The organism is Kushneria phyllosphaerae (assembly GCF_900312995.1).
In the GTDB taxonomy this organism is placed as follows: domain Bacteria; phylum Pseudomonadota; class Gammaproteobacteria; order Pseudomonadales; family Halomonadaceae; genus Kushneria; species Kushneria phyllosphaerae.
Map to the genome: position 1 here is coordinate 397,356 of NZ_ONZI01000002.1, position 16,327 is coordinate 413,682.

12 protein-coding genes are annotated in these 16,327 nt (G+C 59.5%); 1 reads left to right on the forward strand and 11 read right to left on the reverse strand.

Features of this window, described 5'->3' with window-relative positions:
- Positions 1–93 precede the first annotated feature (93 nt).
- From KSP9073_RS07725 to KSP9073_RS07745, 5 genes are read right to left on the reverse strand one after another with little or no spacing between them, the layout of a single operon-like run.
- Positions 94–810 (reverse strand): Imm52 family immunity protein, encoded by a 717-nt coding sequence (locus KSP9073_RS07725; RefSeq protein ID WP_108842400.1) that lies wholly within the window; start codon positions 808–810, stop codon positions 94–96.
- Between the two features lie 24 nt (positions 811–834).
- Positions 835–1,623 carry a Tox-REase-5 domain-containing protein gene (locus KSP9073_RS07730; protein ID WP_108842401.1) on the reverse strand — a complete coding sequence of 263 codons (789 nt, stop codon included), beginning with the start codon at positions 1,621–1,623 and terminating at the stop codon, positions 835–837.
- Positions 1,623–1,985: a hypothetical protein gene (locus KSP9073_RS07735; protein ID WP_108842402.1), complete on the reverse strand. Its 363-nt coding sequence runs from the start codon at positions 1,983–1,985 to the stop codon at positions 1,623–1,625. The genes KSP9073_RS07730 and KSP9073_RS07735 overlap by 1 nt, the downstream gene beginning before the upstream one ends.
- Complete coding sequence (locus KSP9073_RS07740) at positions 1,985–2,524, reverse strand: DUF4123 domain-containing protein (protein ID WP_108842403.1); 540 nt, start codon at positions 2,522–2,524, stop codon at positions 1,985–1,987. Before KSP9073_RS07740 ends, KSP9073_RS07735 begins: the two co-directional genes overlap by 1 nt.
- Positions 2,525–2,530: 6 nt before the next feature.
- On the reverse strand, positions 2,531–5,179 hold the full coding sequence (locus KSP9073_RS07745) for a type VI secretion system Vgr family protein (protein ID WP_108842404.1): 2,649 nt from the start codon (positions 5,177–5,179) through the stop codon (positions 2,531–2,533).
- A 118-nt stretch (positions 5,180–5,297) separates the two neighbouring features.
- Here KSP9073_RS07745 and KSP9073_RS07750 point away from each other — a divergent pair, with 118 nt between their 5' ends.
- Complete coding sequence (locus KSP9073_RS07750) at positions 5,298–5,564, forward strand: PAAR domain-containing protein (protein WP_108842405.1); 267 nt, start codon at positions 5,298–5,300, stop codon at positions 5,562–5,564.
- Here the strand turns inward: KSP9073_RS07750 and KSP9073_RS07755 are convergent.
- The 6 genes from KSP9073_RS07755 to KSP9073_RS07780 form a co-directional block, all read right to left on the reverse strand.
- Positions 5,555–6,727, reverse strand: coding sequence for a hypothetical protein (locus KSP9073_RS07755; protein WP_108842406.1), 1,173 nt, complete (start codon positions 6,725–6,727; stop codon positions 5,555–5,557). The two genes, KSP9073_RS07750 and KSP9073_RS07755, sit on opposite strands and share 10 nt — an antisense overlap.
- A 2-nt stretch (positions 6,728–6,729) precedes the next feature.
- Positions 6,730–7,842: a type VI secretion system protein TssA gene (tssA, locus tag KSP9073_RS07760; protein WP_108842407.1), complete on the reverse strand. Its 1,113-nt coding sequence runs from the start codon at positions 7,840–7,842 to the stop codon at positions 6,730–6,732.
- Between the two features lie 200 nt (positions 7,843–8,042).
- The gene (locus tag KSP9073_RS07765) at positions 8,043–8,573 is read right to left on the reverse strand and encodes an Hcp family type VI secretion system effector (protein WP_108842408.1); all 531 of its coding nucleotides are present in this window, start codon (positions 8,571–8,573) and stop codon (positions 8,043–8,045) included.
- 287 nt (positions 8,574–8,860) lie between these two features.
- Positions 8,861–11,347 (reverse strand): type VI secretion system membrane subunit TssM, encoded by a 2,487-nt coding sequence (gene tssM, locus KSP9073_RS07770; protein ID WP_108842409.1) that lies wholly within the window; start codon positions 11,345–11,347, stop codon positions 8,861–8,863.
- 29 nt (positions 11,348–11,376) lie between these two features.
- Positions 11,377–12,288, reverse strand: a complete 912-nt coding sequence (gene tagF, locus KSP9073_RS07775) for a type VI secretion system-associated protein TagF (RefSeq protein WP_108842410.1) — start codon at positions 12,286–12,288, stop codon at positions 11,377–11,379.
- 16 nt (positions 12,289–12,304) lie between these two features.
- Positions 12,305–16,324: a type VI secretion protein IcmF/TssM N-terminal domain-containing protein gene (locus tag KSP9073_RS07780; RefSeq protein ID WP_243409164.1), complete on the reverse strand. Its 4,020-nt coding sequence runs from the start codon at positions 16,322–16,324 to the stop codon at positions 12,305–12,307.
- Positions 16,325–16,327: the final 3 nt, after the last annotated feature.

Here is a 16,327-nt window from a genome sequence, read left to right on the forward strand (position 1 = left end):
GAGTAGTAACAGTATGCCCAAAGCGTACCGCAGGGCATGTAAAGACATCGGCCGTCAGCACCGAATAAGTTGAAGCTTATTACGGCCGATCGTTCAAAGCCCTCGTTCCGGCAGTAGCCCCCGATCCGCCAGAAACACCTCGGTCGCCCGAGCCAGCTTGATATGCTCGTCATTGTCGGGGTCGAACGGCTCTTTGGTAGTGACTATCAGCGTCCCGATGCCGGGCAGGTATTCGGCCAGTGCGACGAAAGGCATCTCGTCGCTCAAATCGACCTCCGGCACCAGTGCCATCCAGCCGACCCACACGCGATGAGGAAACGCAGCATGTGGACGGTACCGTCGAGGAGCAATATCGGCCCACCGGGGAGGCATAGCGCCAGACAAATGTCGAAGACAGTTGGCAAAGACCTGCCAGTAATCTGGCCAAGCGGTTTGTTTGAGCCGAGTATTTCGTAGCGAAAAAACTCCTGGCAGCTGCCCCCCCCAAGAAAAGCCATTTTCGGTGTAATGGTATTTCTTTTCCTCCATGCTGAAATTTCCGTAGGAGGTAAACGAAATGAGGCCTGAACCATTGTAATTGTGGTTGAACTCACGAACTTCGTTAATACCCAGCTGAATGACTCTCGCACGATCATGAACATCTATTAGTACACCACGATCATCGTCGGCATAACGCCACTGGCTCAGCACAGGATCTTCCTGACTTATCGCATCAAGCATGGCAATCCACTGATCATAGACGATTTCAGCCGCCATGGGCTCCTTGACAGGAGGAATCACAAAGCGCAATACCGCTCCGGCATAACTCATAAAAAGTTCCTTATGCCAATGAGTTCAAAAGGGTTCGTAGATACATGGAACAGGTAACAAGCTGTCATTGAACTGCTCATCAACATAATTTCGAACTACTTCATCTGAAAAGTACCAGAGCAGCTGAGCTGGTGGCATATTGCCTTCAATGGTGTAGTACTGCTGACGTGCCTGAACAGGAAACCCATTGATTGTCTTCGACATGAAATCCAGCCGCTTGCCACGGCTGTTGACGATTAATCTTGGTCCCCACTCCCCATCCAGATCCTGCTCCAGAAATCGCCGATAACCATATTTCGCCTCGATTAAAGTACAACTGGCTGACCAGAAGCCATCGAAATCAACTCCGAATTTCCACTCCTCGATTCTGTTCGGACCTACTGTTGCAAAATGTGGCCCACCGCCCATGTTGGCGATTTTCAGCTGATATTCGGGCCACCGACCATCGCCAGTTTCGAAACGTCGACCCGCAATGAACTTGTTACCACGCTTTCTGGGCTCGCAGTCGTTGCAATCCTCGTTGGTGTCGGTATCGGTGGCGTCACCCGCGACCGGCCGCGAGCGAGTATCGCTGCTACTGTCGCTCTCCGCTGCGTCCAGCACACCGACTGCGGTGAGCGCCTCGCGCGTAATGGCGAGGTTGTAGTCCACTGCGGTGGTCAGGACTTCCCTGCCGGCCTCTGCCATGGCGCTTCCCGCTTTCGAGACAGCACCGGTCTGCGATTCGACAGCAGCGGCGGCTGTACCGGTACCAACGATGCCCAGCAACACCAGGGCTTCGTAGCCACCAAACGCAATAAGGGGCAATACCATTAGATGTTTCCTCTTGTTATGGTATTGGCCGAGGGCATCTCAATCAGTGCCAGCAGGTCCTGTGCCAGTAGATCCGGCGATTGCTGACCCTGTTGAAAGTAGTGGGTGACCGCTTCACCCTCGATCAGGGCAGGAGCGCTCAGCCCGTAAAGCATGTACTTGTGAATCAGATTCCGGCGCGTCATGCCAAAGCCGGTGGCGCGATCATAAGCATGACCCAGCAGCTCTGCATGAGCCTTTGGCGTTCGCTGTTGATAGAGCGTGGGCAGATGAGACTGCAGAAATATTATCGTCTCGTCGATCATTGATTGCCGCTCGGGTAGGCGCAGCTGGCGTTCCTGATCCGGTGTCAGTTCAATCACTATATCGCTTCCTGCATTGCATCAGTGGGTTGAAACACTTGCCGCTCGTTCATGATGCAGACACTCCAGTAACGAATGGGACCGAATAACGTTTGTCGCTGGCCCTCGTCCAGCAACCGCATTAGTTTCGTAAAGACCCGCGGATCGTAGTAGCGCAGAAGGGCCACACCACCGTCAGACAAGCGCATATCGAGCTGTTTTTGCAGATGGCTGAAGAGGTCATCGCGTGCCGTTTCATCAATCCATAACCAGCTGAAGGCAGCCAGCTCGATATCCTGAGTCATTATTTTTTGCCATTCCTCATCCGTCAGCATGTCGAGCGCCATGAGGTGCGGTGCGATAGCAGAAAAACCTTCCTCCGGTTTGCCCTGAAACAGACTACGTGAGGCACCGCGACGGTGAATCGGCAGAATGGAGCCCTGTGTCCATCGATCAATCGACAGATCAACCAGCAGATAACCCACAAGATCTTCTGAATCAGCCTGCCTGAACAAGCCCTGTAACCGTTCATCCGCCAGAGCCAGTATTTCTTCTTTCATGAGCGATTATCGACGCAAAAACGTCGCCCCCTTCTCAGCCGCTTCCAACAGGCATGAATAGCAAAGCGGCTCACGAGGAAGATCATCGAACGCATAGCTCATGCTCGCCCCCCCCGTAAAACTCTTGCTCGCGCCCTTGATGTCCACCCTGCCCGGCGCGTGAATCTCGATATTGCCGCCCTTGAGGCGCACATACGCCCCGCCGCTGACCAGCAGAATCTCTTCGGCGGCAGCGAAATCGATTTTCTGATCGCGGGAGGTGACGTTGAGATCGCGTCGGGCGGTGGCTTCCAGGTTGTCGGACTGGGCCTGAACGTCGATTTTGCCGCGAGCGGCAAAGAGCTTGATGCCGGCCTTTTGCACAAACAATGAGAGCTTTTCGGAGACCGAGGCAATCAGGTTGCGCCCGGTGGCGAGCGTCACATCCTCGCCGCTGGCCACTCCGAGCGAGCGCCCCTGAACAAGGTGGGTCGATTCCGGCGTGCTGAGCGTCATGCCGGCCGGGGCGGCGGCGTGCAGCCAGGGGGCTTTCAAACCGGGGCTCTGGCCGCGCCCGCCGCTGTCGACGGCGCCGCGCGCACTGCTCTGATCGCCTTCGGCCATTTCACTGTTGCCGTAGGGGGCCTGCGTGTCGTCTCCGGCCTTTTTAAGCGATGTATTGCTCGCCAGCGGCTCGGCGTTGTGGCCGGCGGCGCTCTGACTCAGGGACTCGGCCATCTCGTGGGCGGTATGGAGCTGCTGAAAGGCCGGTCGCAGATCGAGCTGATCACCGCTGGCGCCGAGCTGACCCCAGCTGGAAAGATACAGCCCCTCGTTGGCACGGATGGCACCATAGGCGTCGGTGCGCAGCTCAAAGCCGGTGCCGCGGAAGGCACCGCGGTGGTTGCCGTTCTGGTGGATCAGGTAGCCGAGGTTGAGCTGACTTTTGGAGTGCTCGGAGTTGAGCCGCACCCGCTCCTGATCGGTGGCGTCATCAAACACCAGCTCGTTGTATTTGCTGCCGCGATACGTCTTGCTCTTGATGCCGGACAGCAGGCCGTTGCTGTGCCAGTCGGGGGTCTGTTCACCGTTGTAGATGCGACCGGTGATCAGGGGCCGGTCGGCGTCACCTTCGAGGAAATCAACCAGCACTTCCTGACCGACCCGGGGCACAAACACCCCACCCCAGCCGCCGCCGGCGCTGGGCTGGGCGACCCGCAGCCACACGCCGGACTGTTCGTTGCGCTGACCCGTACGGTCCCAGTGAAACTGAACGCGCACCCGGTTGAGGTGATCGGTGTGGATCTCCTCGCCTTCCGGACCCACCACGGTGGCGGTCTGTGGACCGCCGATCACCGGGCGGCGATGGGTCAGCGCGGTGCGATACGGCTGGCTGCGGCGCTGGGCCTCGATATCAACCAGGAAGTGACCGGTTCCGGCGCTGCGATAGCTGTCCAGCGCCTCAGGGTTGTCGTCCTGATTCTCATCAAGCCCATGCGCGCGGCGGGCAGCGTCCATCTCGGCCTGCAGGCTGCCGGGCAGGCGTTTGAGATGGGCCGAGACCGGCAGGGCGTTTTCGGCATGAGTGGTCATGCCGAGCAGCAGGAACTGACGTTCGGCCTCGCCGCCGGTGTCGTGTAGCGGGTGCTGGGTAAGCTCGAACCAGTGACCGGCCTGCAGCTGACGGGCACCGCCGGCGCCGTGAAAGCGTTTGGCCAGCGACTCGAGGGCCTCAAGGCGGTTCTCGGTCAGGCGTTCGCCGCGATCATGGCCGTGGTAATAGTACTCGCCGGCGTAGTCATAGACTTCGGTGGCCGGCAGGTTGCCCTGATCATCAAGAGTGTCCAGCCCGGTACGCTTGGTGAGCGCCGGCTGCTTGTAGTCGAAGGTGCCGACGCTGACGCGGGTGGGCTGGGCGCGGCGCACGCCGCCCCACTGATTCAGGGCATCTTCGGTCTCGGTGGCGGCCTGGCGGTGAAAGCGGATCGCCTGCGGACTGACCGGCGGGCAGGTGTCGACATCGTCGGTGATGACCAGCCGGTGGCCGTCGAAGGCGGCGCCATTGTCACCGCCCCGCTCACTGCCGTCAGGGTCGCTGACGCCGTCGCCGGCATGCTCGAAATAGTAGAAAAGCCCTTCTTCCTCACACAGCCGGCTGATGAAATTGAAGTCGCTCTCGCGGTACTGGACGCAGTAACTGCGCGGCGGATACGCGCGGCGCAGGTCAAAGCGGTAGCCGCCGCGGGCGATGGCGTGGCCGTCGAACACTTCGGTGAGGATGTCGACCGCGCTGCGGTCCTGAAAGAGGCGGCTGTCGCGGCCGAGCTTCAGCATCGCAAGCCACGGCACCAGAGTGAGCTGGTAATAGTAGACGCCGCCGTCCTCGCCCAGCAACGCGGCCTCCTCGACCAGCGCGTGGCGGGTGCGAGTGCTGCCGTCGGCCTGCCAAAAGCTCAGCTGTGCGGGCTGGGCCATCAGCGACTTGAGTTCGATATCGCCCTGCTGGGCCATGCAATCGAGACGATAGCGAAACGGCGCGCTGATGCGCTCCTCGCCCACCAGCCGGTGCGGCAATAGCGCTGCGCCGGCCAGCTCCAGACGCAGCAGGCGCTGCGACTGCGACAGCGTGATATCGAACGCGTCCTGAATGCGCTCCAGCAATGAAGTTCCCGCCATCTCTCTCTCCCTGGCACTGACCGCTTGTGCCACACCTCTGGCAGTGGCTAAATTAATCTTCCTTCACGCACCTGGTTCGGGGCGTTTTCCTTCACTCTTTTCGGGGAACTGCGACCACATGAAAGGCATCGTTGTACTGGGTGACGCCACCAGCCATGGCGGCAAGGTAATCACCGCGCAAAGCAACTATCTGGTGAACGGCAAACCGGTCGCCTGTGTCGGTGACAAGGTGACCTGCCCGAAGACCGGCCACAGCACCAATGCCATTGTCGAAGGCCACCCGACCATGACCGTCAACGGCAAGCCGGTAGCCATGCATGGCCACAAGACGGCCTGTGGCGCCACGCTGATCTCCTCGCATAATGGCGATCACGGTCATAATTGATTCGCCAGTGCTGTCGGGCCGGCGCAGGCCCGCAGCACCAGCGCCCGGCTTTGTGTTTCCGCGGCAATCTCCAGCACCAAGGCACTGTCACCTTCTTCAAGGGGCGCCATGGCCAGCACCAGCTGCAGCGCGCTCATGGCCTCTCCGGGCCAGCCGCCGTGCACATCCACCCCAATACCATCATCGATCAAATCCAGCATTTCCCAACGCGCCATCAGGGCGCCGCCGGCTTCCACTGCACGCCCGGGCAGCGTCAGGCTGTCCACCACCAGCCGCGCCGGTGCGTTCGGAAGCGACATGCTCTCCTCTGTAGGCTCGGGATCGTCGGCCGTGTCGGGCCAGGCCTCACCCAGCAGGGCGAGGAGCTTCTCGCGACGGGGATAGTCACGCTGATCGGATCGCCTTGCGTGGGCGCGGGTCGTGGCCGCCCCGATCAGCCAGCCCCGGTCAAAGGAGGCGTCTTCCGGTAGCACACGCTGAAGCAGCAGTGCACTCACCGCCTCGCCGGGGTGCAGGCCCGGTCCTTTTGACGAGCGGCCCAATACGCCACGAGCGTTGAGGCGCCCCACATCATCGTCGTTGAGCAGGGAATCGGCACTCAGCCAGAGCACCCGGGCGGCGCCGCCCGCCTCCGATACTGCCATTTGATCATGCAGCTCCCCCTGACAGGGCACCAGCCGAGCGCTTTCCAGGCGATCACCATACTGGGTCTCCATGATGGCCTCGCGGGCCTGAGCCAGCACGATCTCGCCGACCTGTGGCGACCTGAGCGGCAGCGTCAGCACCAAGTCGAAACCCGCCGCCTCCGGCAGGGCTTCCAGCATGATCAGTGCCTCGACCATCAGGGTCTGAACCAGCGCATTCAGCCGATGTGCCTTGTGCTCCAGCCGCTTCAAGCGGTTGTCTTCCAGCGGCATGACATCCGTAATGGGATGCACCAGCAGACGATAGCCATCGGGACCATAAAGGGATTCGGAAAGCACCGGTGGCACGGCCTCGGGCAGCACCCCGCGTGCCACGAAGCCGGCCGGTGTCAGCGCCACGCCATCGACAAGGAGTAGACGATCGATCAGGTAGTCGCTGCGCGCAGCGGTCTTCTCGACAACGGGGGCGGCATCCTGCTGGCGCTGATGGAGCAGATCAAAGATGGAGGCGCGAGACATGGTCAGTCATCATCCCGTTGCTGGGTGCCCAGGGTATCGCGGATGTTGTCGATGACACCGTCATCCTTGATGACATCCTTGAGCCACTCCTCAAGCGGCATACGCCCCCACTTGATGGCGCGCTCGACCAGATAGGGCACGGGGCTGTGGGGTTCGCGCTCCTTGAAGTAGCGGGCCACGCCGTTGAGCATTTCAAAGGCTTCATCGCGGCTTTGCGGGTGTTTGCGAAGGGCGCCGGCCGTCGCCGCGCTCACAGACGCTGGCGACACGTCGGATTCCGGGGAGGCCGCTTGCGCGTCCGACATGGCCATTGGCGCCTCGAACGGCGCCTCATCGCTTTCGCTTGAGATGCTGGCACCGCGATCGCGCAGCAATCGTTCGGTGAGGTCGCGGCATTGATCCATGACCTTCTGCAGTGCGCCATGGCTGGGAGCATCACGCCCGAACCGCCGGTCACAGATACTGTCCAGCTGATGCAGGCCGGCCAGCGCCTCAACAATATTGGCGTGGCGGCCTTTCAGGAATTCGGTACTGCTGAGCACTACGGAGCGCTGAAAAATCTCGTCGTTGATCTTGCCTTCGCCAAGCGCCGTGTCCATGGCGTTGGGATCATTGCGTGCCTGATTTTCGACCTGACGAGACTCCTCGTAATCGGCAAGCCCGTAGCCCTCACCTGCCACCAGCGGTAGCGTACGTACAACGCCGGTCAGGGTGTCACTCAGCCAGCTCAGTCGAGCGGAGCGTTCTTCAAGATCATCTTCATCAAGCTCCGGATAGAGGCTTTCCCAGTACTCGTCGACCAGCCGGGCCGTCAGGTGCAGACCAAACCGAATACCGGCAAATCCTTCACGGTGGGCAAGCCCCTCACACAGCCAGCCCGTCAGCTGGATATCCTTGCTTTGCTCGGCCAGGGCCTGCGCTGCAAGGCGAATGACCAGCCCCCAATCGGCCTGCTTGAGTTCGGTTTGCCATTCTCCCTGAGGCAGATAATCAGGGTCAGCACGACGTGCTTCCTTGATGTCGTCAAACAACAGGGAAAAGGTGAGGTCTTCACCACTGCCACCCTCGATGGGCGCCAGCAGCGTCTCGACGGAAAGCTCACCCAGTTCATTCATTGCCTCTCTCCCGATCCCTTGCACCTGACGCCATCATCTTTCAGATCGCGCTGTATTAAAACAATCAAGTATACAGGCTGATAAAACGTAATACGCCCACCAGAAGCATCATGGATGCCAGCTGGCGGGCGCAAAAGGATCGATCAGGCGGCCCTCGTGCCGAGGGCTACCCTGTTGCTCTCAATGAGCAACGCTCGACCTCAGGAGTAGACCTTGTTGCGAGTACGATCCCAGCCGCCAGCAACATTGCCGCCGCCCTGACCATCGGAGCGCTTCTGCTGGGTATAGGTGATCTTGATGCGCGCATAGTTGAACTTGATGGTTTCATGCGGCAGATCGTGACGGTCTTCGCTCTGATCCTGCTCGAAGCCGGTCGATACGGAAGTACCTTCCATGTTGGTCGAGGAGACAATGACCTCTTCCATTTTCACTTCCATGTAGCGCACCTTGTCACCACCGGCACGGTTAACGTGCATAGTGATTTCCTTGATGTGCTGGCCCTTGCAGCAGGCTTCAAACAGCTTGGCGGATGCCTTGTCGATGAACTTCTGAACGCGGAATTCGCTCAGGTTCACGCGCTCTGCAGAGGCACCGCCGGCAGAGCTTGCCGTCGCCGATGTGGACTGACTGGCACCAAAATCAAAGCTCAGCAGCTCGATCCAGTCCTTGTGCTTGTCATCCAGGCTTTCACCAGGGATGCCATCGATCTTGAGATACGTATCAAATGCCATGTTATCCAGTTCTCCTGTGTTTTCAGTCTTTGAAAAAGCGCATCCGAGCCATGTCGGCGCCTTCCTCTCTCCCTGCCGTATGTGCGGCAGTGAGGTGCTGCGCACCCCGTTACCCGGCCGAATGAACTGCTCCAGCACCAGGGCCGCCTGCCCATGGCCAACCAATGGCTTGCTTTGCATCGGTTAACTCAAATTATATCTTTGATGCCTTGTGTAGTGAACGCGAACATACCAATTTTGAAGCAAAATTCTTGATCGTTTCAGACCTGCACAATTTTTTTTCATCGTCAGGACTGTTTGCGCACTTCGATTTCAACGCGTCGATTGGGGGCCATACAGTCGATCAACTCGGCACGTGACTGCTCCCTGTCACAGCTCACCAGCGGGCGATCACTGCCAGCGCCAATGGCTTCGACAAGCTCTGCCGGGACACCCTTGCCCACCAGATACTGACGAACCGTACGAGCACGCTGCAGGGAAAGCTGCCGGTTGGTTTTGGCATTACCGATGGGGTCGGCGTGACCGGTAATCCTGATCTCGCCCAGATCCCGGGTATTGAGCAGCCTCTGGGCAAGCGCATCGAGCTCCTGCTGACCGGCCTGCTGCAATCCGGCATAGTCACCACGCCCGAAGGCGAACAGGGTGTCCGACTCCAGCACAATGGTTTCAGCAGTAGACAGCGTCTGTTCCAGCAGACTGTCGATGTAATTCCGGCTGCTGGAGATCAAAAACGCATTGGAAGAAATGCGGGGCACGTCCGCTTCGGGCAGCTGTTGGGTGTAGAAATCAATCTGGCGACCGGCTTCGCGATAGTCCTCACCGGCCCGGGTGTCGCTTTTGGCATTACGGGCAATATCGGGATACCAGAATGCCGGCAACTGAGCGCGCAAAAGCGCCGGATCAATGTCGCCACGATCGGTTTCCGAGAGCATGAGATAGGTATCCAGCGTGGCTCGCCCAAACTTCGCCAGTGACTGGGCACTGTTATTGTCAGGGCGAGCAAACGGCGCCACGGTTTCCGGTCCATCCACCTTGTGCAGCTCGTCGCTGCTGCGACGGTAGACGTCAATGGTGGTCAGCGTATAAAGCGAACGGGTCAGGTTTTGCTCGACCGGTTCGAGCATGATGGGCTTCAACGTCTGAAAATAGGTCTGACGAAGGGCCGGTTCGATCTCCCCGCCCTGATAAAGCCCCCAGCGCATCGCCAGCGGCACGCCTTCATGGCGACGGTCGTAGTAGTGCTGACTCCAGTCACGCAGCACATCAAGGCTTTGCCAGCGGGCGTACTGCTCTGGCTGGCGGTCATCCATGTCGCTGGCCTTGACCAGGGACTGCGACAGCGTATCGATCTCATTGTGATTGCGCAGTGCCGAGTGTACCCACAGCCCGCTGACCAGAAGCCCCAAAAGGGCGAGTGCCATCAGCCCGCCCAGACGCTGGCGCCGGCCGTGGGTATTGTGGACATGGCGACCAGCCAGGTGCTGATCGGCAATAATGACATCGCGAAACAGGTTGGCGATGAAATACGGCCGATGCGCGCGCTCGGCCGCGGTGACCGGTGCTCGATTCAGGGCAAAGTGGCGGCTGACGCGATGGGCGTGCTCGCCTTCGATCGCTTCTCCTTCCTGCAGGGCACTAACGAAATAGAAGCCTCGCAGCAGCGGCGCGCTCTGATAGGGATTGGCGTTGGTCAACGCTGTCACGAATTCACTCAGGGGGCCGCGCAAGGCCTCAAATTCCAGCGGAAACTGAAAGGCCGCCACTTCACGTCGCGTATCGGTAATATCGCGCTGAATGATTTCGTCATCCCCGACCTGCTGCCAGTGACGGCAGAGATCGCCAAGCGCCTGGTCGAACTGCTCGCCCCAATTGACATTGGGTGGCTGCTGATGCGGAAAGGTATGGCCCAGCACCTCACTGCGCCGAGCCGGATCAAGCCGCTCGAAAAAGGGGGCAAACCCCTCGATCAGATCGCATTTGGTAAAGACCAGATAGAGGGGCACCCGTGACTGCAACTGCTCGCGGGCTTCCTGAATACGCTCTCGAAGTCGTCGTGCCAGAACGCTGCGCTGACGCTCGTCGGCGCGGATGACATCGCTGATATTGACCGCCACGATCAATCCATTGAGTGGGCAGCGTTTTCGCTGTTCGCGCAGCATGCCCATGAAGGCCTTCCATTTACCGGCCTCCTCCTCACTGTCCATGTAGCGCCCGGCAGTATCCAGCAAAATGGCATCCGCGCTGAAAAACCAGTCACAGTGGCGCGTCCCCCCCATACCGGCCACGCGGGCATTTTCTCGCTCGGCAAAGGGAAAATTGAGCCCGGACTGGTAGACCATGGTGCTTTTGCCCGCTGCCGGCTGCCCCACGACCATGTACCAGGGCAGTGCATACAGCGCATCACTTGAACGCTTGCCACGTCCCTTGCCGGTGCCTTTTAGCCGTTCGATCGATTTAAGCAGGCGTTCGCGCAACAGGCTGATCTCTTCACGATCCTGTGGGCTGGCCTCCAGCACGGCAGCATCGGCGTCATCCATCAACAATCTTTCGAGATTGCGCTTTTGGCCCACGCCGCGATAGAGCAGCAGGACATAAAGCGCCGATGCCAGCAAAAATACGAGGATGCCGATGAGCAGACTGGTCAGCGAAGCCAGTCCCAGCGCCACGCCCATGCGCCAGACCAGAAAAATGGCGACAAAAAACAACACACCCAGGATATAGGGCTGATATTTGAAAAAAGCGTATTTCAGATAGGCCGGTTTGAAACGTTTCATCGCTGTTATCCGCTTAATGCTCACCGCCGTCAGGCGTGACTTGGAAAACGTGCCATGGCCTGTGCCAGGCTCAGGTGCATATCGGGTAATGCCAGTGTCCCGGGATGCACTTCGTCAGGGTGGAACGACGCCATCACGTCGATACAGTGGCGATGGTCGCTCGGATCCGACAGCACTTCATAAAACTGCTCGGCGCTTGACCAGGACGGCATCAACAAAAGACGCGGCAGCATGAAATCATCAATCAGCAGGCTCATTGCCGGCCGGCCGCTCGGGCAGGCACGACCCACCCACTGCTGCCAGAGATCGGCCACCGGCCGTTTGAGCCCTCGCTCTGCAGGCAAGGGCAGCAACACCGCTATCGTGCTTCCGGCCTGCCAGCACTGCATGACGTAGTAGAGACGATGCAGACACGCCGCCGGTACGAATTCGGGCCAATTCCACATCATTGCCGCCGTGACGTCGGCGAGGCTGTAATGATCCAGAAAACGCTCATGGACGCGCTGATAGAGCGCCAGATCCTGATCGTTCCAGCTGCGCAGCTCTGGCAGTGCAAGGGTCGGGTCGACCAGCACCTCCCCATGGACGGCATCCGTCAAAAGCTGTCTGGCCTGCCCGGCAAAGATTTCGGCCAGGGTATGCTGACAGGGCAAGGCACGGGCACGCTCTCCCTTGAGCATCTGATAGATAAAAAAGGGGTAGCGCCTTTGAGAAGCATCCAGCGAGCTGATCATCGCCCCCATCACATCGCTCCCGGTGCGCGCGTGATAGCTGAAATAACAGATCGGCAGCGCATCAAAGCGCTGCTGCCAGTCCGCGTGATCCACAAAGCGCAGCAATGCGCGCTGAAGCCACTGATCGAGCTCTCTAATGGCCTCTCCGGACGCGTTCACCCCTACAAAATCAGCTCTGCCGGGAATCTTGCCAAAGCAGCCAATCATGTTGCTCCGTCTCTGTTCACTGACTCATGCCGGGAATGCTGAGTGCCTTGATACGCTTGAGATCCGAGACCTTGACCCCGCCGAAGTTGCGCACGTCGAAGCTGACCGCGCCCATCCAGGTCTGCCAGCCAAAGCGCTGGCGTGCCCGATCAAGCGACGTGATATGGGCGCTGTCGATCATGCGCAAAAAGCCCCAGCGTCCCGGATAATCAAAGACCGTATGACGCTCACCATTGCGATTGATGATGTCCATGCGGGCACCAAAGGATTTGCCATCACCGGGCCAGACCAGTCGCTCCCAGTGCTGGCTGTTATTGCGATAGCGAATCGTCTGTCCGTCGATGGTCAGCACGATTTCGGTCAGACCGGCTGTCGGGTTCATCTGTAGCTCAAAGCCATTTTGCAGGTCGGAAAGGCTATCGATGACCCGTCCCAGGGCCGTGGCGTTGTCGATGCTGCTGAGCATGCGAGGATCCACCATGTCGGAGCGCTGACCGCTACCGGACCCGGCCAGATCGCCAATCTCGTCACGGCGGAATTTCGACAGCACACCGTCGTCGGGGTCGGTGAAGTGCGAAAGATCGCGCACCGACGCCTCATTGACAGCATCAGCGACCGGATAGCGACCGGCGACCATCTGCTGCCAGGGCGTATGGACCTGATCGTTCCAGGCACCATTGAGCTGAGCGCGCGCCGGGGCATTGAGCGCCTTCCAGGTATTGTCTACAGGCGTACGAAACAGGGGTTGAAGTGATGCGACCAGCGGCGTTCGCGAGGTATCCACCCGTGCTGCAATAAAGTTGCGCAGCGTGTTGATTTCGGAAGATTCCCCTGCAAGGGTTTCCATGATCAGTGCCTTGCTGCTGCGCCCGGTATCCTGAGCACCACGGATATTATCGATGCGACTCTTGAGCTGACGCAGATCAAGCAGGTACTGATTGACCACGGAGTCATCACTGCCAGTGGCTTCATCGGCCGCCAGCAATCGTGAAACCGGACGGAAATGGCGGGCCAGCATGCCGTCGTTGATGCGGGGCAGCGAAGCCAGATCAACCGGCGCCCCCTCGGCGTTGCCCTCGCCAAAGACACGGGTCACGCGGGTCCAGAAGCTTTGGTCCTGCTCACGGCCACTCTGATCACTTTGCTCGTCGCGGGCGCGCGGTGAATCCCAGCGGGTGTTGTCGTCCACGGCAGCCAGAACCTGGCGCAGCGGCGATGCCTGAAGATCACTGTACTGGGCCAGTCGGGTGCTGGCCTGATCGAGCGTGTCGAATTGCGAGACGTGGGTGCTGGCCAGAAAGCGCTCCCAGGCTCTGGCATAATCGCGCTTGTAGCGGGCCATCAGCTGACTGACAAAACGCGCCTTTGACTGGACGGCATCGTCAGTATTTTCATCATCGAGCACCCAGTCGGATTCGCGCGCCAGATCTCCGGAAACCGTTTTGATAATTTCAGGGCGCAGATACTGCTCCCAGACCTCACGGGTATAAAAGGCCGGCACGGCGCGACTGGCATACAAAAGCCGGCCGGGCATGTCGGGCGCCATTCGAGACAGTGTCAGTGGATCGAAGCGTTTATCGACTTCAAGCTGATAACGCAGGTACTCGCGATCCACCAGGCTACTGTCGATCAAAAAGGCGTTGAGGTTGCTGCGTGTATCGGCCACCAGCAGGTCACTGCGCTCAAGGGCCGGCGCCTCGCCTCGTTGCAGGAAATGCACATACAGCGCCGCATTATCCACGATGCTTTCCCGAGAGAGTGCAATGTCCTGGTGATGCGCCATATCGGTAAGCAGACGCGGCAGCGCCGTGGCCACAAAGTCGGCCTGATCTTCATGAGCCTTCGGATCGGTCAGGATCAGATAGAGCTGCAAAGAGGAGTAGCCTTCAATCAATCGTTCGATATCCGCCTGATCCAGCCGGGTCAGCATCTCTTCGGAAAGCGATGGCCCACGCGCGCCCTCCTGGGTTAAAACGGATGAATCCGCCTCACTGTCATTGGTCCCTGCAAGAGCATCTCCCCCATGACGCATGCCCTCTTCCACGTCGGTGTGAATATCGCTGCGCGCCGAATACCAGGCATCACGAGCACTGTCAGTGGTACGCGAGCGGGCTTCACTGCGGACCCGACTGCCCACCTCGGAAAGGCTGGTCGGTGCACTGCCCAGCGTCGGGCGCTCTGAAGAGCGCTCCTTCATCCGTGCTACGGCCTTGTTACCAATGGCCTGACCGCGCGCGCCCAGTGCCTGCGTCCGATCATTATGCTGTTCACCACCTTTTTCCTGCGGGGCAGCCTTGTCGTTCGAGGTCGCCGTGGCGGCCGCGTCATCACGCGTATCCAGACCCTCATGATCGCCGGCCAGCGCACCAAGTTCGCGCAACTGACGAGCCAGTTGAATCTGCAGCGGCACCAGCGCCTCAGCCCGCAACAGCGCCCCCCAGGCCTGCATCAGGGCATCGCGCATGGCTTCTCCCTGATAGAGCCCCATGTCCAGTCGCAGCGGCACCCCCTGCTGGCGATACTGCTCAATGGCCGTCAGCTGACGCTGGATATCTTCAAGCAGGGTCAATCGCTGCCTCTGATCCATGCTCATGACGGGATCAGCGCCCTGGCGCGCCAGCGTGTGGCTGATTTCATCGACCCATTGATGATTGTGCCAGGCAGACCAGCCCTGAGCTGCGATAGCGGCCACGCCCAGCAGCCCTGCCGTACCGATCAGAAATGGCGGGAGCGCGCGACGACTTCCCTGTCTTGAGTAGTAGAGGCTAAGATTGCGATCGGCAAAAATGACTTCACGGAAGGTATCGGTAATGAAATAGCTTTTCTCGCCCTGCGACGCACGAGTGCCGGCCACCTCGGAGCCTTGCTCAAGGGCAAAGTCATGACGTGTCTTTTCATCCAGCAGGGCTGGTAGCGTCGGGCCGCTTTGCAGGGCGCTGGTAAAATAAAGGCCACGTAAAACAGGCGCGCGCGCGCCATGAAACTGGCTGTCAAACTGCTCGAGAAAATCACTGAGCACGCCCGAAAGCTCGGCAAAGTAATCGGAAAAGCGCAATAGCTCGCTGTCTGCCTCGACGCCCTCTTCCAGCACGCGTCGATCCACCGTGGTACGAAGCTGGTCAACCAGATGCGGAAAGCGCTGCTGAAAGGCGGCAATGACGCCCTGCTGGCGCAGCTCTTCAAGAGAAAAGGTAATGCCCCAGGGGCGCTGGCGTTCGGTCGCATCAAGTGATTCAAAGGTGCGCGTAAAGCCGGGCAGCAGATCCGTCTTGCTCAAAAAGAGATAGACGGGCGGATTGACCCCCAGGCAGTCACGATATTCGCCGACCCGATTGACCAACTGCTCGGCGAGCGCATGAGCCTGCTGTCGAGAATCGTTCAGTAGATCGGGCAGGCTTACCACCAGCACCAGACCATTGATGGCCGGGCGGCTGCGCTGTTTGCGAAGGGTTTTCAGAAAGTCGGCAAATTCACTGGCAGGACGATCATCGGTGAGATATCGACCGGCGGTGTCGATCATCACCGCCTCGCGACTGAAGTACCAGTCACAGTGCTGAGTGCCGCTGACCGCCGACAGCTGGCTACCGCCAGCCATGGTGGCCGACAGCGAAGAGCGGGTCAGCAGCGAGGTCTTGCCTGCCGAAGACATGCCCACGACCAGATACCAGGGCAATTCATACAGCGATGCTCGCCCGCCTTCAACCGAGCGCGAAGCACGCTGCATGGCGAGGGCATGCTTGAGTCGCTCACTCAGGACCTGATAGTCGCCCGGCTCACTTTCGGCGGCTTCGCGATGAACCTCCAGCTCGACCAGGTTTTCAATATTGCGCTCGGTGCGGATGCGATGGTACTGGCGAAGCACCACGGCCAGCAGCCACACGGCCGTCACCAGTGCCATGGCGATGAAAATCTGTTCGCGCTCCCGGGTAATCAGCGGCAGCAGCAAAACACACATGGCAAGGCCTGCCAGCCACAGCACGATGGCAAGCGACCAGAATCCCTTGAGCGAGCGCAGAAATCGTAGAAAACGCATCATGTC